15 protein-coding genes, 1 other RNA gene and 1 pseudogene are annotated in these 19489 nt (G+C 48.2%); 8 read left to right on the forward strand and 9 right to left on the reverse strand.

What is annotated here, in order from left to right; genetic code table 11:
- The first annotated feature begins 20 nt into the window (after positions 1-20).
- The gene (locus VFA_RS21685; RefSeq protein WP_038152728.1) at positions 21-458 is read left to right on the forward strand and encodes a type IV pilin protein; all 438 of its coding nucleotides are present in this window, start codon (positions 21-23) and stop codon (positions 456-458) included.
- A gap of 62 nt (positions 459-520) precedes the next feature.
- Here the strand turns inward: VFA_RS21685 and dnaJ are convergent, their stop codons facing one another.
- The 4 genes from dnaJ to grpE form a co-directional block, all read right to left on the reverse strand.
- Positions 521-1669 (reverse strand): molecular chaperone DnaJ, encoded by a 1149-nt coding sequence (gene dnaJ, locus VFA_RS21690; protein WP_004729260.1) that lies wholly within the window; start codon positions 1667-1669, stop codon positions 521-523.
- 237 nt (positions 1670-1906) lie between these two features.
- Positions 1907-3817 carry a molecular chaperone DnaK gene (gene dnaK / locus VFA_RS21695; protein WP_004729262.1) on the reverse strand — a complete coding sequence of 637 codons (1911 nt, stop codon included), beginning with the start codon at positions 3815-3817 and terminating at the stop codon, positions 1907-1909.
- 235 nt (positions 3818-4052) lie between these two features.
- On the reverse strand, positions 4053-5327 hold the full coding sequence (locus VFA_RS21700) for a dicarboxylate/amino acid:cation symporter (RefSeq protein ID WP_004729263.1): 1275 nt from the start codon (positions 5325-5327) through the stop codon (positions 4053-4055).
- Between the two features lie 323 nt (positions 5328-5650).
- Positions 5651-6253, reverse strand: coding sequence for a nucleotide exchange factor GrpE (gene grpE, locus VFA_RS21705; RefSeq protein ID WP_004729265.1), 603 nt, complete (start codon positions 6251-6253; stop codon positions 5651-5653).
- A gap of 145 nt (positions 6254-6398) precedes the next feature.
- On the opposite strand from grpE, the gene nadK reads away from it, so the two are divergent.
- The 3 genes from nadK to bamE all read left to right on the forward strand — a co-directional run bounded on the left by nadK (position 6399) and on the right by bamE (position 9575).
- Positions 6399-7283 (forward strand): NAD(+) kinase, encoded by an 885-nt coding sequence (gene nadK, locus VFA_RS21710; protein WP_004729266.1) that lies wholly within the window; start codon positions 6399-6401, stop codon positions 7281-7283.
- Positions 7284-7399: 116 nt separating this feature from the next.
- Positions 7400-9061, forward strand: coding sequence for a DNA repair protein RecN (gene recN, locus VFA_RS21715; protein ID WP_004729268.1), 1662 nt, complete (start codon positions 7400-7402; stop codon positions 9059-9061).
- Between the two features lie 154 nt (positions 9062-9215).
- The gene (bamE, locus tag VFA_RS21720) at positions 9216-9575 is read left to right on the forward strand and encodes an outer membrane protein assembly factor BamE (protein WP_038152730.1); all 360 of its coding nucleotides are present in this window, start codon (positions 9216-9218) and stop codon (positions 9573-9575) included.
- A gap of 46 nt (positions 9576-9621) precedes the next feature.
- Here the strand turns inward: bamE and VFA_RS21725 are convergent, their stop codons facing one another.
- Both VFA_RS21725 and VFA_RS21730 read right to left on the reverse strand, forming a co-directional pair.
- Complete coding sequence (locus VFA_RS21725; protein ID WP_004729272.1) at positions 9622-9981, reverse strand: RnfH family protein; 360 nt, start codon at positions 9979-9981, stop codon at positions 9622-9624.
- Positions 9978-10412 (reverse strand): SRPBCC family protein, encoded by a 435-nt coding sequence (locus VFA_RS21730; RefSeq protein ID WP_004729274.1) that lies wholly within the window; start codon positions 10410-10412, stop codon positions 9978-9980. Before VFA_RS21730 ends, VFA_RS21725 begins: the two co-directional genes overlap by 4 nt.
- 226 nt (positions 10413-10638) lie before the next feature.
- Here VFA_RS21730 and smpB point away from each other — a divergent pair, with 226 nt between their 5' ends.
- From smpB to VFA_RS21745, 3 genes are all read left to right on the forward strand, one after another.
- The gene (gene smpB, locus VFA_RS21735) at positions 10639-11127 is read left to right on the forward strand and encodes an SsrA-binding protein SmpB (RefSeq protein WP_004729276.1); all 489 of its coding nucleotides are present in this window, start codon (positions 10639-10641) and stop codon (positions 11125-11127) included.
- Between the two features lie 67 nt (positions 11128-11194).
- Positions 11195-11561: a transfer-messenger RNA gene (ssrA, locus tag VFA_RS23565) on the forward strand.
- A gap of 572 nt (positions 11562-12133) precedes the next feature.
- Positions 12134-15652: an AAA domain-containing protein gene (locus VFA_RS21745; RefSeq protein ID WP_004729280.1), complete on the forward strand. Its 3519-nt coding sequence runs from the start codon at positions 12134-12136 to the stop codon at positions 15650-15652.
- Positions 15653-15903: 251 nt separating this feature from the next.
- Here the strand turns inward: VFA_RS21745 and VFA_RS21750 are convergent.
- Positions 15904-16344, reverse strand: a pseudogene (locus tag VFA_RS21750) (restriction endonuclease); the annotation flags it as partial.
- 8 nt (positions 16345-16352) lie between these two features.
- On the reverse strand, positions 16353-17243 hold the full coding sequence (locus VFA_RS21755; protein ID WP_038152736.1) for a LysR substrate-binding domain-containing protein: 891 nt from the start codon (positions 17241-17243) through the stop codon (positions 16353-16355).
- A 185-nt stretch (positions 17244-17428) separates the two neighbouring features.
- On the opposite strand from VFA_RS21755, the gene VFA_RS21760 reads away from it, so the two are divergent.
- Complete coding sequence (locus tag VFA_RS21760; protein ID WP_004729287.1) at positions 17429-18691, forward strand: D-amino acid dehydrogenase; 1263 nt, start codon at positions 17429-17431, stop codon at positions 18689-18691.
- Positions 18692-18750: 59 nt separating this feature from the next.
- Here the strand turns inward: VFA_RS21760 and VFA_RS21765 are convergent, their stop codons facing one another.
- Entirely contained in the window at positions 18751-19299 is a 549-nt protein-coding gene (locus VFA_RS21765) for a fimbrial protein (RefSeq protein WP_014205623.1), read from the reverse strand.
- Positions 19300-19489 lie beyond the last annotated feature (190 nt).

Genomic DNA, 19489 nt, shown 5'->3' on the forward strand with positions numbered 1-19489 from the left:
CAGGCGGATTCAGGGAAGTAATGGAAATGATTCGAACAAATCGTTGCAACAGGCGGCAATCCCATTCGTTGGGTATGACACTGATCGAATTAATGATCGCGGTTGTGATCGTCGGGGTGTTGGCCAGCATCGCCTACCCGGCCTATACCCACCATGTCAAAGAAGGTCATCGCAAACAGGCCATGGCCGATATGGCGCGTATTCAGCTTTATCTAGAAGAGCACTACAATGGTGCTTACAGTACCAGCGGAGTGATCTCGGCGGGTACGTGTACCTTGTGTGATGGGGATAGCGATCGCTACGCTTGGTCGGTGACCCTGAGCAGCACAGGTTATGTGATCACAGCAACGCCGCAAGCCGCGAAAGGGCAAGATCAGGACCAATGTGGCGACCTTGGTTACAGCAAACTGGAACTCAGTAGCAACGGCACCCGTTCACCGGACGCATGTTGGCACTGATCCCCAGGCACAAAAAAGCCTGCGAACGCAGGCTTTTCTCATTCAATGTGAATGGCGCATCATTAGCTGGTTAAGTCGTCAAAAAACTTCTTCACGCCATTGAAGAAACCTTCAGATTTCGGCTTGTGCTTGTTTGCCGCTTCACCGCCGCACGATTCTTCCAATTCACGCAGCAACTCTTTCTGACGCGCGCTCAGTTTCACCGGCGTTTCTACCACCAGTTTGACGATCAGATCGCCGATGGCGCCACCGCGAACACTTTTCACGCCTTTACCACGCATACGGAACATGCGGCCCGTTTGCGTTTCTTCCGGCACTTTCAGATTCACACGGCCATCAAGTGTTGGGACTTCCACTTCACCACCCAATGCCGCCATCGCAAAGCTCACTGGCACTTCACAGTACAAGTTGTTGCCGTCGCGTTCAAAAATGTGGTGCTCTTTAACGTGCACTTGTACGTACAAGTCGCCCGCTGGTGCGCCCATTTCTCCGGCTTCGCCTTCACCCGCAAGGCGAATACGGTCACCCGTATCCACACCGGCAGGAATTTTCACGTTGAGCGTTTTGCTCTTCTGTTTACGGCCTTGACCATGACACTCGTTACAAGGGTCTTTAATGATCTTGCCTTTACCGTGACAGGTTGGACAGGTTTGCTGAACCGCGAAGAAGCCTTGACGCATCTGCACTTGACCGTGGCCATGACAGGTGCCACAAGTTTGCGCCGACGTACCTTTCTTCGCACCGCTACCATCACATGCTTCACAGTGCACCAGTGTTGGGACTTCAATCTCTTTCGAGCAACCGCGTACCGCTTCTTCCAGCGTCAGTTCCATGTTGTAGCGCAGATCGGCACCACGTTGTGGGCGCGGCGCACCGCCACCACGACGACCGCCACCGAAAATGTCGCCAAACACATCACCAAAGATGTCGCCGAAATCCGCACCGCCGCCGCCAAAGCCGCCACCACCGAAACCACCGCCGCCTTGTTCAAAGGCTGCGTGGCCGTATTGGTCATAAGCGGCTTTTTTCTGCGGATCCGTCAGAATTTCATACGCTTCTTTTACTTCTTTAAACTTATCCGCAGCGCTGGCATCACCCTGATTGCGGTCTGGGTGGAATTTCATCGCCAGGCGTTTGTACGCCTTCTTAATATCACGCTCAGAGGCATCACGGCTAACGCCTAATACTTCGTAAAAATCACGTTTTGACATGTTCTAGATCACCAATCTGTTACTGCAAACGGTTCTCGCTGTACTTAGCGCCGCTTGGTGTTTTGTATCGATATAGATAAAAAGTGCATCTTTCTTAGCTATAGCGATAAAGCTGACAAACAGACGGGCGTAAGAGTTTCCCCCAACGCCCGCATCAAACTTCGAGTATCCTTTTCAACAAAGGACGAAGGTGAAGGGCTTGAATTCTCTCAAATTCAAGCCTTCGATGACAATCAATTATTTCTTGTCGTCTTTCACTTCTTCAAACTCTGCGTCGACCACGTCATCTTCTGGAGAAGCAGACTGTTGGCCAGCGTCAGCACCTTGTGCTTGAGCTTTCTGCTGAGCGATTTCCATCAACTTTTGAGAGGCCGTCATCAATGCTTGAACTTTCGCATCGATTTCTGCTTTATCTTCGCCGCGTTTCGCTGTTTCCAGCTCACTGATTGCCGCTTCGATTTTCTCTTTTTCGTCTGCTGGCAGTGCGTCACCCGCTTCTTCAACCTGCTTACGAGTTGCGTGGATCATCTGGTCAGCTTGGTTACGTGCAGTCGCTAACTCTTCGAACTTTTTGTCCGCTTCTTTGTTCGCTTCTGCTTCTTGAACCATTTTTTCGATTTCTTCGTCGCTCAGGCCACCCGATGCTTGGATCGTGATGTTCTGCTCTTTACCAGTTTGTTTGTCTTTCGCTGATACGTGCAGGATACCATCCGCATCCAGGTCGAAAGTTACTTCGATCTGAGGCATACCACGTGGTGCAGGCTGAATGCCTTCTAGGTTGAACTGACCCAGCGACTTGTTGTAGTTCGCTTGTTTACGTTCACCTTGCAGAACGTGAATCGTTACTGCGTTTTGGTTGTCTTCTGCAGTTGAGAACACTTGATTCGCTTTGGTTGGAATCGTGGTGTTTTTCTCAATCAGTTTGGTCATCACACCGCCCATGGTCTCGATACCCAGAGACAGCGGTGTTACGTCCAGCAGCAGTACGTCTTTCACGTCGCCTGACAGTACGCCACCTTGAACTGCAGCACCCACAGCGACCGCTTCATCAGGGTTCACGTCACGACGCGCTTCTTTACCAAAGAACTCAGCCACTTTTTTCTGAACCATTGGCATACGAGTCTGACCACCCACCAAGATAACGTCAGTGATGTCGTTTACTGATAGGTCAGCGTCAGCCAGGGCGACTTTCAATGGTTCCAGAGAACGTTGAACCAAGTCTTCAACCAACGATTCCAGTTTCGCACGAGTCACTTTGATGTTCATGTGCTTAGGACCAGTTGCATCCGCAGTGATGTAAGGCAAGTTCACATCAGTTTGCTGTGCTGAAGACAGTTCGATTTTCGCTTTCTCTGCCGCTTCTTTCAGACGCTGCATCGCCAGTGGATCGTTCTTCAGGTTGATGCCTTGTTCTTTGTTGAACTCGTCAACCAAGTAGTTGATCATGCGGTTATCGAAGTCTTCACCACCCAAGTGAGTGTCACCGTTGGTTGCCAATACTTCGAAGGTTTTCTCGCCTTCAACTTCATCGATTTCGATGATTGAAATATCAAATGTACCACCACCCAGGTCGTATACTGCGATCACGCGGTCGCCGCCCTGTTTGTCCAAACCGTAAGCCAGTGCAGCTGCAGTTGGTTCGTTGATGATACGTTTTACTTCAAGACCTGCGATACGTCCGGCATCTTTCGTTGCCTGACGTTGTGCATCGTTGAAGTAAGCTGGCACTGTAATAACCGCGCCAGTGACTTTCTCGCCCAGGTAATCTTCTGCAGTTTTCTTCATTTTTTTCAGAACTTCTGCTGAAACCTGAGGCGCTGCCATTTTTTGGCCTTTCGCTTCTACCCACGCATCGCCGTTGTCTGCACGCACGATTTTGTAAGGCATAATTGAAATGTCACGCTGTACTTCTTCGTCTTCATAACGACGACCGATAAGACGCTTAATTGCAAATAGCGTGTTTTCCGGGTTGGTTACAGCTTGACGTTTTGCTGGCTGACCAACTAGCGTTTCACCATCTGTGTACGCAATTACAGAAGGGGTTGTACGCTCACCCTCTGCGTTCTCGATTACGCGAGGTTTGTCGCCGTCTAGCACAGCAACACATGAGTTAGTAGTACCTAAGTCAATACCAATGATTCTACCCATCAGGCTATCTCCGAATAAATTCTATGTTCGTTTTGCTATACCCCTAATGTGGGGATGGAGAATCGGGTTTCAATCCCCGCTCACAAACAAAACTGTGTATGTTTGCTTCTCGTATGCCCCATAGATAAGGGCGACAAATACCTTTTCAAGGGTAAAAACAAAAAAAGTTTGAATTTTTAGTAAGAAAAAAGCGAAGCCTTGGCTTCGCTTGGATAAATAGAGGTCAATTTCTGCCTTAACGCGATTCTGTCACCAGCTCAGCTTGCGCGTCATCTGCGGTTGCCAGTTCCCCTTCACTCTTCGCCACGATGGTGTTCACAGCGGTATCTCCCACCACATTTGACGAAGTACAGAACATGTCATTGATACGGTCGACCGCTGCAATGATCGCCAATCCTTCAGGTGGCAGACCCAGTTGGTGCAGCAGTACGCCCACCATCACCACGCCACCACCCGGAACACCGCCGGCACCAATTGACAGCAACAGAATGGTTAAACCGAGGGTAAAGATGTCTGCCGAGTTGATCGGCTGACCAAAGGCGTTCGCAACAAAAATCGTTGCCAGCGCAATATAGATAGACACACCAGACATGTTCATGGTCGCGCCCAGCGGCACACCAAAACCCGCGACAGACTTAGACACTTGCAGCTTTTCAGTCAGCGTGCGCATGGTCACCGGAATGGTTGCATTCGAGCTGGCCGTCGACAGAGAGAACAGCACCTGTTCACGAGTCGCGCGCAAGAATTGTTTGGGTGAAACGCTCGTCGTCATCCCCACAACCATCGGGTAGAAAACGAAGATCCAGAACACCAACATCGCCACCACCAAGGCCACGTATCCCGCCACCGACATCAGCGTGTGTGCATTTAAAGTTGCACCCAGTTGCGTCATCAGCGCGAACACACCGTAAGGCGCGAGGCTCATCACCAAGCCCACCAGCTTCATCATGATTTCGTTGGCTAATTTAAAGGTACGAATCGCAGGGCCACCACGTGAATCCAGCGCCTGAATCGCTAACCCCGTCAAAATGGCCATGAAGATGATTTGCAGCATGTCGCCATTAGCAAACGCTTGTACTGGGTTGCTTGGCACAATGTTGACCACCAGCGAGAAAATATCCGGCGTTTCGGTCGTTGTGAGTTTCACCGCTTGAGACACAGTCCCTGCCAAGTTCGCATCCGCACCCGGTTGGAAGATCATGCCGACGGTCAGTGCCGCTGCAATCGCAATGACGGTGTTGATGATATAAAGCGCAAAAGTTTTAGTGCCTAAACGGCCAAAAGCGGAGATGTCTTTTAGATCAACGATGCCACACACGATGGACACATACACCAGTGGCACCACCAGTAACTTGATGAGCGAGACGAACATGCCGCCTGCACCTTCTGCGGCACCTAATAGATACACGTCGAACAGGGAAACACCCTGAAACAGGTATTGAATGGCGGTCCCGAGAACCAGACCAGCAAACAAGCCTAAAAAGATTTTCGATGAGAGCGATTTATCCATCGTTCTACTCCAGTTTGTTGTGTTGAGTATTTATCGTTATAAAGTCGTTTATGTCACAAAAGGTGCTAAACGTCCGCGCATCATACACACAGTGATAACAATCAGAAGTATTTATTTACAAAAATGTTACATGGCGCAAATTAGAACATTTACTGAAAAACAACGATCTCAACAGGATTTATCTCTAACCAGCTGTTTCATAAGCTATTCAGGAATACCTAACAACACTAATTAAGCCATCCCTGATACACCAAGCATTCCAACGTGTTTTTCAAATAAAAAAAGAGAGGCATAAGCCTCTCTTTTCATACACAGTCAGTAGATTATTTCGCTACCATCACCATCGCAGGGCGTACGACGCGACCATTCAGCTCATAGCCTTTTTGCATCACAAACATCACGGTGTTTGATGCGTGATCGGGACTTTCCTGAATCGACATCGCTTGATGGAATTCTGGGTTGAATGCTTCACCTTCTGGGTTGATCTCTTTGAGGCCAAATTTCGCGACCGCATCCACGAACGTTTTATGTGTCAGCTCCACACCTTCCAGAATCGGTTTCACCACCTCGTTCTCACCATCCGCAGCTTGAATCGCACGTTCCATGTTGTCCAGCACGGGCAGCAGCTCTTCAATAAAACGGCTCAGCGCATATTTACGCGCTTTGTCGACCTCTTGTTCGCTACGGCGGCGCATGTTTTCAACATCAGCACGAGCACGCAGTACCGCATCCTGTTGCTCCTTCACGCGCTCTTCACTCGTTAGCAGTGCAGCTTCTAACTGAGCAATTTTCGCTTCCTTTTCATCAAGCTCGTCTGCGCCTTGATTCCAATCGATATCAGCATCAGTGCCAACGGCTTCCGCTTCTACTTCAACCGCACCTTGTTGCAGCTCTTCGTCTTTGATCTTATTTTCTTCGTTGCTCATGATATCTCCAAAACTCTTGACACTTAATGTGCTTAGGAGTTGAAATCTCTTAGTTTCCTGACACAAAAATTCGCATAAAAGCGTAACTTGCCTTTATTATGGGGATGAAGAATTCTGATTCAAGCCTAATTCGGTTGGAAAACTTATGAAAAACCCGTTTGACGTGATCGCCATCATCGGAAAACCGAGAGATCAACAAGCGATTCAGACACATAAAGATCTTTATGATTGGTTAACGTCTCTTGGTAAGACCGTGTTCATTGATGAGCGACTGCGCGAAATTTTGACCGAGATCCCATCAGACCATTTCGGCAGCCTGATTGAACTGGGAAAAAAAGCCGATCTCGCCATCGTGGTTGGCGGCGACGGCAACATGCTTGGCGCTGCTCGCGTGCTATCGCGCTTTGACATTTCGGTGATCGGCGTGAACCGAGGCAATCTTGGCTTTCTCACCGATCTCAATCCGGAAGATTTCCAAACGCGGCTGGCCGATGTCCTAAACGGCAACTACATGGAAGAAGAACGCTTTCTGCTCGAAGCCGAAATTCATCGCCATGGCCAAGTCAAAAGCCACAATGCAGCGCTCAATGAAGCAGTGCTGCACCCGGGCAAGATTGCGCGCATGATTGAATTTGAAGTTTACATCGACAACAACTTCGCGTTCTCTCAGCGTTCCGATGGCATCATCGTCTCAACCCCGACCGGGTCGACGGCGTATTCGCTCTCCGGCGGCGGCCCCATTTTATCGCCAAGTCTCAATGCCATTACCTTAGTCCCCATGTTCCCTCACACCTTGTCTTGCCGCCCATTGGTGGTCGATGGCAAACGACGCATCAAGCTCATCGTGTCTCCAGACAACCGGGGAACGCAGGAAATCAGCTGTGATGGTCAGGTGTCGTTGTCGGTCTCTCCGGGGGATGAAATTCATATTTATCAAAGCCCGAACGTACTGCGACTGATCCATCCTGAGGACTACAGCTACTACCATGTCCTGCGGAATAAACTGGGGTGGTCCAGCAAGCTATTTTGAGTTTGCTCACACTTTATTTCGCCACCTAAAAATTTTCACCTGGGTAACTTTACTGTATAAAGAAACAGTATATACTGTTTTCTTATACAGTATTGTTCAATTATACAGGTGCAAAAATGCTGGCCCATTTAAGTGTGAATAACTTTGCGATTGTGAAATCTCTGCAGCTTGAGCTGTCAAAAGGAATGACCACGATTACCGGAGAAACCGGTGCAGGTAAATCCATTGCGATAGACGCGCTGAGTCTGTGTTTGGGGGGCCGCGCAGAAGCCAGCATGGTGCGACAAGGGGAAGAAAAAACCGAAGTCAGCGCCGCCTTTGTTCTGGATAACAATATTCACGCCACTCGTTGGTTAGAAGATAACGATCTCTTGGATAGCAAAGATTGCATTCTGCGTCGTACCATCACCAAAGATGGCCGCTCACGAGCATTCATCAATGGCAGCCCGGTGCCCCTGTCGCAACTCAAATCCCTCGGTCAACTACTGATCAACATTCACGGTCAGCATGCGCATCAACAACTGATGAAACCGGAATATCAGCTCGCGATGCTGGATCAATACGCCGGCCACATCGACCTACTGAAAAAGACCCGCCTCAGCTATCAAGGGTGGCGTCAAGCCAATAACCAGCTCAAGCAAATGAGAGAAAATAGCCAGCAGAACCTGGCGCAATTGCAGTTGCTGGAGTATCAGATCAAAGAGCTCAATGAGCTGGCGATTGGCGAAGACGAATACGCCGAACTCGAACAAGAGCACAAGCGTTTGGCCAATAGCGGTGATCTGGCGATCAACTGCCAAAAAGCCATCGACCTTTTGTACGAAGGCGACGAAGTGAACGCACTCAGTCTGTTGCAATCCACCAGTGCCACATTGATTGAACTGGCAGAATTGGACAGCAAACTCAGCGCGCTGCCAAACATGATTTCAGATGCCATGATTCAACTCGAAGAAGCCAACAGTGAGCTACGTGGCTACCTCGACAGCATTGATGTTGACCCAGAGCGCATGGCGTTTGTGGAAGAGCGTTATTCACGCATCATGTCACTGTCGCGCAAACATCACGTTTTACCCGATGCGCTGTATCAACATCATCAAGATTTGCTGCAACAAATTGCGCTGCTCGATTGCTCAGAAGAGAAAATGGATGCATTGGCAGATGAAGTCGACGCGAAGTATCAGTTGTTTGTGACCGCAGCAGAGAAACTACACAAATCGCGCAGCCGCTACGCCAAAGAGCTTGATAAGCTCATCAGCCAAAGCATGCACGAACTCAGCATGGAACATGCGCAGTTTAAAATTGACGTGTGTAATCAAGGGGGGCCTTCTCCGCTTGGCTTTGATGCCATCACCTTCTTGGTCTCCACCAACCCCGGCCAGCCTTTGCAGCCAATTGCCAAAGTGGCCTCTGGTGGTGAACTGTCACGGATGTCACTTGCCATTCAGGTGATCACCGCGCAGAAAGTCGATACACCAAGCCTCATTTTCGATGAAGTGGATGTGGGGATTTCAGGCCCAACCGCCGCTGTCGTCGGGAAAATGCTGCGCACGCTGGGCGAGTCCACGCAGGTCTTGTGTGTCACGCACTTGCCCCAAGTGGCCGGCTGTGGTCACAACCAATTGTTCGTGGCAAAACAGACCAAAGGCGGCAAAACCGAAACGCAGATGGTCAAACTCGATCACGAACAACGAGTGGCAGAGTTGGCTCGTTTACTAGGCGGTAGCCAAATCACCGAATCGACTCTGGCGAACGCTAAAGAGCTGCTGATTGCTGCCTAGCGCACAAAAAATGAATTTTTTGTTCACGCTTTGCAACCTAATTCAAAATTCGTAGTCTCAACAAGCTCAGAGGACACGGGATGTTTTTACATCTGCCCTGAGCTTGTTTATTATCACCCCAGTTTTGAGTTTCATCAGCTATAGAATTTTAAATATGCAGTTTACCAAGTGGCTTGTCGCCCTTCCTCTGGCCTTGACGATGTTGTCTGGCTGTAGCGTTCTAGAACGTCTGGTTTATCGTATCGACATTAACCAAGGCAACTACATCGAACAACAGGCCGTTGACCAGTTGAAATTCGGTATGTCGAAAGAACAGGTCCGTTTTGTACTGGGTTCACCCATGTTGGTTGAAAACGGTTATCCGGATACCTGGTACTACATTTATCACCACACCGCAGGGCACGAAGCATCCATTCAGAAAAATCTGGTGGTCAACTTCAACAATGGCGGCACCTTGGTCAATATCGCGGGTGACTTCCAGCAAAGTGACAATTTCTTTGAAAGCTTGAACTGATCAGGCATGAAAAAAGCTCGCCAAGGCGAGCTTTTTTGTATGTGGCTTAATCTGCGTCTGATTTACGCGAGGCATTGGGTTTGCCTCCCGTGACAGGATCCGCCTTGCCGGCCGCTTTCGCTTGCTCGGCACGCTTACGACGAATCTCTTTTGGATCCGCCAGTAGCGGTCGGTAAATTTCAATGCGATCACGGTCGCGTACCGTCGCATCCAACTTCACGTTGCGGCTAAATACACCCACTTTATTTTTGCTCAGATCAATTTCCGGATACATCTGCAAAATGCCTGATGTTTCGATGATCTCTTCAACCGTCATCGCTTTATTCACCACCAGCGTAAGGACGCGCTGTTCCTGTGGAAGTGCATATACCACTTCTACGTGAATCATGTCTGACTCAATACTCATAGCGCATACACCTGCTTGGCTCGCTTGGTAAAAGCGTTCACCATATTCCCCGTCAACTCGTTGAACACCTTACCAAACGCCATCTCAATCATCTTGCTAGAAAATTCAAATTCCAGCTTCAATTCCACTTTACACGCTTGCTCATCCAACGGCGTAAAATACCAACCACCGCGCAACGTTCGAAACGGGCCATCTACCAAATTCATGATGATAGACTCGCCGTGATTCAATTCATTGGATGTGGTAAATGTCTTGCTGATACCCGCTTTCGACACATCTACCGACGCAACCATCTTATCGTTCGATGCTTCAATCACACGCGAACCGGAACATCCCGGTAAAAACTCCGGATAACGAGCCACATCATTCACTAAATGAAACATCTGATCTGCACTGAAAGACACCAGAGCAGAACGACTGACTTGCTTCATCTTTTCTCCTCACATTACCCAGAATTCTTGTTCAACTCATCATTTGTACGGATGATCCCACCGCAATCGGTCCGTTGGGAATATCACATTGCAGCGATTGTACGTTTATCCCCGCACGACCTCAAGTTACTGCATCAATCCCTCTTGAGCTCTGTTGCCGTTAACCTTATGCTACGCAAAGAAAAGCATTTCCTAACCTTTCACCAATCCGTATAATGCGCCCACTATGGTAAAGAAAAAATCAAACACAAAAGCGGGTAGCAACACTATCGCGCTGAACAAAAAAGCTCGCCATGAGTATTTCATTGAAGATGAAATCGAAGCTGGCATGGAGCTCCAAGGCTGGGAAGTTAAATCTCTACGCCAAGGCAAAGCCAATATCGCAGAAAGCTACGTTTTCTTGCGTGACGGAGAAGCGTTTATCTCCGGTATGACGATTACACCACTGCAGCAAGCATCCACGCACGTCGTCGCAAACCCGACCCGTGTACGCAAGCTGCTCTTGTCACGTCGTGAACTCGACAACCTGTTTGGTCGTATCAACCGTGAAGGCATGACTCTGATCGCCACTGCGCTTTACTGGTCTCGCTCATGGGTGAAAATCAAAATCGGTGTCGCGAAAGGTAAAAAACTGCACGACAAACGTGACGATTTGAAAGAAAAAGATTGGCAGCGTCAGAAAGCTCGCGTCATGAAGAGCAACAACCTGCGCTAATCTTAACCACTTGAACGCATATGGCTGGACAGCAAAAGCTTTTCTGGTAGTATGCGAACAATACCTTGGGGCTGATTCAGGATTCGACGGGAATTTTGAAGTCTAAGGTGCATGCCGAGGTGCGGTAGGCCTCGTTAACAAACCGCAAAAAAATAGTCGCAAACGACGAAAACTACGCACTAGCAGCTTAATACCCTGCTCAGAGCCCTTCCTCCCTAGCTTCCGCTTGTAAGACGGGGAAATCAGGAAGGTCAAACCCAATCAAGCTGGCGTGGATTCCCCCACCTGAGGGATGAAGCGCGAGAATTAATTCAGGTTAGCCATTCGTTAGCGTGTCGGTTCGCAGGCGGTGGTGAAATTAAAGATCGACTAAGCATGTAGTACCAAAGATGAATGGTTTTCGGACGCGGGTTCAACTCCCGCCAGCTCCACCAAACGTTTGGAAAGGGCCAACTCGAAAGAGTTGGCCCTTTTTGTATTTCTATCTTCATGTTTAAACTATTTGTTCTAGATTTTGGCACTCAAGCCTGTGCTATTTATCGATATCAAAACACAGCGCACCAACAAGAAATTTTGATGCAAATTTTTCTAACGACGAAGATGCACGGCATGAACTTCTAAATAACTTCTTTCATTACTTGCGTTCTCTGAATAATTAACAGTCGCTCGATGAGCCAATTTTTATCAACTGAGAAACTAAAGATGGAGTTTTGTGTTATCGAGAAAACAAACGTTGTTGTCGTCTGGCAATCCATTCGGACAATGGTTTGGCCTTCAAACACGCCCCTTATTCATTATGTTTAATCGACAGGATTTTAACTGATTCGAAATTCAGTTGATTACAGATCCCCCCTTTAACTCATCATCAAAGAATTCGCGCCTACTAATTTTTATTCACACATTACTTCCATCAAATAATCGACCAAAGTTCCAATAAAAACGTTCTGTATGAAATACAATACTGTTTTTAAATCACACATTTAAAGCAAAGTTTCCAAGGTGAGGTATGAATAATCAGGGCTGGGTTCACTATTGGCGTAATTCGCTTGCCGATGCCGACAGCGCGAAAGGTGCATTAAAAAAGCAAGATCTGACGAATTATGAGCGGACGACAACTAACGAATTCAAAGAAGGTAGGCTGGAACCGGGTTCTCCCTTGCTAGAAGAGCTGTTTCGCAATGAACCAGATACCCTCACCGCTGTACAAATTCATCTTCGCCCAGTCACCTACTATCTTAGGAAGGTTCATGGCAAAGATTACAGCGGCAATATGCCAGGGGTACTGACGCCAATTATTTGCTCTTTGTGGATCAATCGTGAAGGACTAATGTTTCCCCACACCGCGCCATTCATACCTCGTGATTTACTTGCTCCTCAAGGGACGGACACCTTTACTATAGCTGACGTCGATAAACTCGATAAATTCCTGACAGTGCACGAAATAACAGCCCAATCGGCTGAAGGTATTCCAACCAAATTCGAACAAGAAGAACAGTATCTGAACCATCAAAAAGATTGGCAAAACTATTACGGGCTCACCCAAAAACTGTTTGCCGACTACTGCGATAGATCCCGAATCGAGCAGTTCTACGAAGACATTGAAAGTCGTGGTTTAGTCAACAAAATCAGCGAGTGTTTAGGGGCCTCAAGACATATTTTAAAACTGTACGATAACCTCTGTAATTCAAGCAAAGACTTGCCTCTGCTTGATAGTTACGCGGCAAAAACAGTAACCAACCACGATGCGTGTCTTGATGTATCTCAGACAGTGAATCTGCGTTTTGGTCACTCAAATCGTCAATTCCCGTTAGCTAAAGCGCAATGCGATGCTTTGGCCCACACCTTAGCCCTGCAGGAAGGCGATATTCTTGCGGTCAATGGCCCTCCTGGCACGGGTAAAACAACGTTTGTTCTATCTGTAGTCGCATCATTGTGGATTGAATCGGCGCTAAAAGAGAGTCAGCCACCGCTCATCATTGCAGCATCGACGAATAACCAAGCCGTAACCAACATCATTGATGCTTTTGGTAAAGATTTCGATGAGGGCGACGATGAGCTATCAGGCCGATGGTTACCCGACATTTTTAGCTACGGAGGCTACCTGCCATCAGCCTATGGTGAATCGGAAGCTGCCAAACGCTACCAAACTAAGCATTTCTATGAAAAAGTCGAACAATTGGATTTTCTCGATCAAGCCCAAGCGCATTATTTGGATAGAGCAAAACAGGCGTTTCCACAACAGAATTTTGCTGATGTAACGCAAGTTAAAATATATCTCCTTGTCGAATTACGCCAACATCAAACCCAGTTAGATCAAATCCAAAGCAATTGGCATCACTACAACCGCCAACTGAATGACATCCATTCACGCCTTGGGGACAATCCACAACAAACATTGGCAGATCAACAACAAGCGGTTTCTAATGCGCAAGCATTGAAAGATAACGCCAAAGAACGGTTAACTGCATGGCGAACCTACCTAGGCAACGAATCTACATGGTTAACTCTGTTTAGGTGGCTATCGCCAATCAAGAACAAACTTGAACTTCAGCGCAAAAATTTCATGTTCAGCCTTATTGAGCACGATGAAGAACACATTGAAAATCTGTCATCAGATCGATTTGAGAGCCTACTCAAGCAAGTATTTTCTAGCAAAAAAGATGATTTTGACGATCAAAATAACCGATATCAATCTTGGTTAGAGCAGTATCAAAAGTTTGAGCAATCACAGCAAAATTGGCTTGATTCTATTAATCACCTTACTGAGAACGCTCCAGAACAAACCATTCCACAACTGGCCGACATCGATTCGGTTTTGGATATCACGACCCGTTTTCGAATGTTCCGCTTAGCTGTCCATTACTGGGAAGCATGCTGGTTACTGAGTTGCAGAGATATGGGCCAAGAACTGAACAAGCAGGCCCGGAAAACAGGCTTGAAAACAGTTCGTCCTCGTTGGCAGCGGCGGATGATGCTCACCCCTTGTATTGTATCAACGTTCCATTCTCTGCCTTCTCATATGACTTATCAGTCTCACGTTGGGAATAATGAGTTTGAAACAGACTATCTGCTTAATGAAATAGACCTTTTGATCGTTGATGAAGCTGGCCAAGTGGCCCCAGAAGTTGCCGCAGCCTCATTCGCACTCGCCAAAAAAGCCTTGGTGATCGGTGATATTTACCAAATCCCGCCGATTAGAAATGTGAGCTCATCGATTGATCGAGGTAATTTAAAACAACATAAAGTGATCAAATCAGACGATGAATACACAGCCATTCAAGAGGCAGGCCGAAGTGTCGTGACTGGCAGTGCGATGCATGTAGCCCAACAAGCAAGCCGTTTTCATTATATGCAAGAAGCGGAACCTGGCATGTTTTTGCAAGAACACCGACGCTGTTATGATGAATTAATCTCGTACTGCAATGAACTTTGCTATCAGGGCATCCTGATCCCCAAGAGAGGACAAGCAACTGAAGATAGCCTCTACTCTCCTTTCAGTCATTTACACGTCGACGGTATCGCGGAGTCATTTAGCGGCAGCCGACGCAATAAACTAGAAGCAGAAACTATCGCTGCATGGCTACATGCTAATAAAGCTAAAATAGAGAATTACTACGGTGAACCACTGGCCAAATGTGTGGGTATCATTACGCCATTTTCAGCTCAAGTGAACCAGATCAAAACCGCGTGTCATGCCTACGAGATCAAAGCAGGTAAAGGGAAAGATCAACTCACCGTTGGCACCGTTCATTCCCTTCAAGGTGCTGAGCGCAAAATCATCATTTTTTCTCAGGTGTATACTAGACACAACGATGGCGGGTTTATCGACATGGATCCTTCAATGCTTAACGTCGCTGTCTCGCGAGCTAAAGATGCATTCTTGGTCTTTGGTGATTTGGATATCATCGAAGCGGCTCCATCATCTTCTCCACGAGGATTACTGGCCAAGTATCTCTTCACTGACGAGCGGAATGAGCTTGAGTTTAGTGTTGGTCAGCGTCCCGATTTATTACAAATATGCGGCCATCCAAAATTGCTCACCAATGCCGAGGAGCACGATGCGTTCTTGTCTAAACTGTTGGGGGAAGTACAACGAAGCATTGATATCGTCTCACCTTGGTTACTGCTAGACAAACTGCAATCAACTGGGCAACTAGAACTACTAAAAACGGCACTGCACAAAGGTGTTCAAATCACCATACACACCGACAGACATTTCAATACCACGGTCGCAAATCACCCAGATACCAATAAGGTAAAAGCGTTTCAACATTGTTGTGCGACCTTGGAACAACTTGGTATCGTTATCAACGTGATCAATGGTGTCCATAGTAAAAGCGTTTTTGCTGATGATCGGTATATGGCTGTGGGGTCATTCAATTGGTTTAGTGCAAGCAGAAGCGCAAAATATGCCAATATCGAAACATCATTGATTTATGTCGGTGAGTTAGAGAAGGAGATTAAAACCCAGCTCGACTTCCTCAATAGTCGCAGCTGCAGCACAAACAAGCAGCCCGTGACGTAGACACAAAGCGTCACACTTGTTTATCACAAGTGGTTTTAGTACCAAGATAAAACTCGAATCATAAAAAACATTAAATATCATGCATTTAAACAAACACGCCTGATGACACCGGGCCAAACGTTTGGAAAGGGCCAACTCGCAAGAGTTGGCCCTTTTTGTATCTACATCGTTCAGACCTAAGTACAATTTGAGCTGAGTACGACAACCTTCGTATTGCTTCTAAACACTGGGATGCTCAAGCCCAGAGACTCTCAACAATCACAGGTATACCGACACTTCGGAAATGCTGTGCAGCCGTAAAACGATTTGCCTGCATTCTGGCCTTTTTTCGCGATACGCACGACCAGCTCAGAATGACAATTAGGACACAACTTAGGAGGAAATTGAGGAGATGGTTCTTCAATCACCGGCTTTTGCGTCAAGCTGCGTCCCTCTTCGATCATGTGAACTAATTCGCTCCCGTTGACTAGCCACAACCGTTTACCTTGAGCAAAAGTGATCGCTTCAGCGGTAAAATCACCAGAGGTCACGATGATCATTTTGCTGGCCTGATGTTCAATCATCACACCATACATCTCTCGCAACACTTGGACCCCAACCTTTCGCGCTTTCCAATGCTTACATTGAACAAGGCTGAGTTCACCATCTTTGGTGAGCCAAGTATCGACGCACCGTCTATCCTTTCCGTCATCATTCCTTTTCAGCAGCCTTCAATCTGCGCTTTCAGCCAATCGCGGAAGATGCGGGTGGTGTCGTTGGCGGTGTGGGTGATGAGGAAATAACCGGCGTTGGCCGCGATGGGGGTAAAAGGCGTGACCAGTTTGCCGCTGTCGAGTTCATTGGTGATGAGCGCCATACGTGCCATGGCAATACCCACGCCCGCTTCGGCGGCAGACATCGCCATGTCGGTACGGTTGAAGAAATGGCCGCGTTGGGTCGCGAGTTCCAATCCCATCTCGGATGCCCAATACAGCCATTCAAAATCGCGCGGCGCTTTGGCCCACGGCATGGCATCGTGCAGCAACACCACATCCTGCCAGCCAGCGGCATGGCTTAATTGCGGGTGCGCTGCCAGATAAGCCGGGCTCATCACCGGCAACAACGATTCTTCCATCAACATTTCTGCATTTGGTTTGGGGTATGGCAGCGGGCCGTAGTCAATTGCAAGATCGAAATCTCGGCGATCACTGTCCACCAGCGCGCCTTCGGCAAACATTTGAATCTGAATGTCTGGGTTGTGGCGATAAAAGTCATCCAGGCGCGGTACTAACCATTTAAAGGCCAGCGACGGCGTCAGCTTGAGGCGAATCTCTTTGCGATTGTCACGCTGGCTAAGGCTTTGTATTGCTGAATCAATTTCCTGAAAGCTACGTTGCAACACCGTGAGCAGCGTCTGCCCCGCTTCGGTTAAACGTACGCCTCGTGAATGTCGTTCAAACAGACTAAAACCTAGTTGCCCTTCCAATTGCAACAATTGCTGGCTAATCGCCCCTGTAGTCAGGTGCAGTGCTTTCGCTGCACTACTGAAACTCGGGTGCTGCGCGACCTGCATAAAGGTATGTAACGCGGAGACATTGTGGCTTTTTAACATGGCTTGCTTAATACCGCTTGCTTATAAAAAAACTAAACACTGGTGATAAATATTATCGATTGTTAAGAAAAGGTAAAGCAAAGAAACTACTCCCCACAAACAAGAAGTCGCCCTATTGATGTCGCGACTTCATAAAACAGTCAGTCGTTTTAAACAATCAACAGCCTTTGTCATAGGAAGTCGTTATGGAAGTTATCGTATTAGGGAGTGGTGTGGTCGGTCTCACTTCAGCATGGTACTTGTCTCAGGCAGGACACAGCGTCACGGTCGTCGACCGACAGCCACGCAGCGCTGAAGAGACCAGCTTCGCCAACGCCGGACAGATCTCTTACGGCTATTCCTCCCCATGGGCGGCGCCGGGCATTCCGCAAAAAGCGGTCAAATGGTTGTTTGAAAAACACGCGCCCCTGAAAATTAAACCGTCACTGGATCCCAAACTGCTGGGTTGGATGACTCAAATGCTGGCCAACTGCCAACTGTCGCGCTACCAAGTCAACAAAGCGCGCATGCTGGCGATTGCCAACCACAGCCGCGCGTGCCTGACCCAACTGAACAAAGAGCACAACGTGCAATATCAGGGTCGTCAGCAAGGCACGCTGCAAGTGTTCCGTGATGAAAAGCAGCTGGTCTCGATTGAAAAAGACATGCGTTTGCTGGAAGAGAGCGGCGTGCGTTTTGAACTGATGAACGTCGACTCATGTATCGCGCAAGAGCCGGGACTGTCTCCAGTGAAAGACAAACTGGTGGGCGGCTTGTACCTGCCGGATGATGAAACGGGCGACTGCTACCTGTTCTGTCAGCAAATGACGGAACTGGCGAAAGCTCACGGTGTGCGTTTTGAGTTCGATACCCAAATCAAATCGCTGGCGACGGAAGGCAAAAAGATCGTCGGTGTCCAAACCAATAAAGGCCTGCTGAAAGCCGATGCGTACGTGGTGGCGTTGGGCAGCTTCTCTACGGCGATGCTGAAACCGCTGGGCATTGATATTCCGGTTTACCCCGTGAAAGGTTACTCACTGACTGTGCCAATCGTAAATCCAGAACTGTCACCACAATCAACCGTCATGGATGAAACGTACAAAGTGGCACTGACCCGTTTTGATGACCGCATTCGTGTGGCGGGCACCGCAGAGCTGGCGGGCTTTGACCCATCGATTCCAACTGCACGTAAAGAGACGATTGAAATGGTGGTGCGCGATCTATTCCCACAAGGGGGCGATTTCGACCAAGCGCAATTTTGGACTGGCTTCCGCCCAATGACGCCTGATGGCACGCCCATCATCGGTGCGACGCAGTTCGATAACCTGTTCACCAACACTGGTCACGGGACGCTGGGTTGGACCATGGCTTGTGGTTCCGCACATCTGCTGGCAGACATCATGACTCGCGGCAAAGCGGAGATCGACACCAGTGGCCTGAACGTGTTCCGCTATCAAAACGCCTCTTAACCGAGCACGTTTGAACGCAACCTGCGCCAGCGTGATGCACTCATGCTGGCGCGGTGGTTTTATTGATAAGCCACTTTCAGCAGCGCCCAAGATTGCGCGCGACCGACCGTGACGGGTGAGGTGGTCACATCCGTGTTGGCTTCATAGGCGGCGGCAAAGTGCGTGACGTTCTCGCCATCGGCCAGTGTTTTCATAGTCGCAACAGCACCATTATCCAGCGGCTGATGATTGTAGAAAAGACGCACCCCGATGCCCTGAGCGCCGCCATCGACCTGAAATAGCTTACCGCTGCTATCTGGGTTGGCATAAAAGGTAAAGCTGGCGATCTGGGCAATATTGGTATCGCAATCGGTGAGACGAATCGTGAACGGCACGGGCTGCGTGCGATCACCTTTGGCTTTAAACACATGGGTTGGGTATTGGCCCAATTGAACGGTTTGATGAACGCTGTCGGAAGCGAGGCCGCACGCCGATTCAACAATCTCGCCTGTGAAATAGACTTTGGTGACGTTGTCGGCAAGCACTGAAGAGGAAGAAAAGACACCCAAAGCCGTGAATAACGATGGGGCCACCACACGCAAAAGACTTTTGTTTATTTGAATCAACATAATGTTACTCCATTAAAAGAATCAAAGCCTTACATCAAATTTAGGTGAGATTTTTCCACAATACAATCTTCGCTTCAGAGTTTGGGAAGCGGATCGAACTCCGCATTTGAATGCTGTTTAATTTTTAATCAGAATAATCATCTAATCTTTACCCCGCTTTCAGCACAGCACTTTATAACGAATAGTTATT

Origin of the sequence: Vibrio furnissii CIP 102972 (assembly GCF_000176175.1) — a bacterium.
In the GTDB taxonomy this organism is placed as follows: domain Bacteria; phylum Pseudomonadota; class Gammaproteobacteria; order Enterobacterales; family Vibrionaceae; genus Vibrio; species Vibrio furnissii.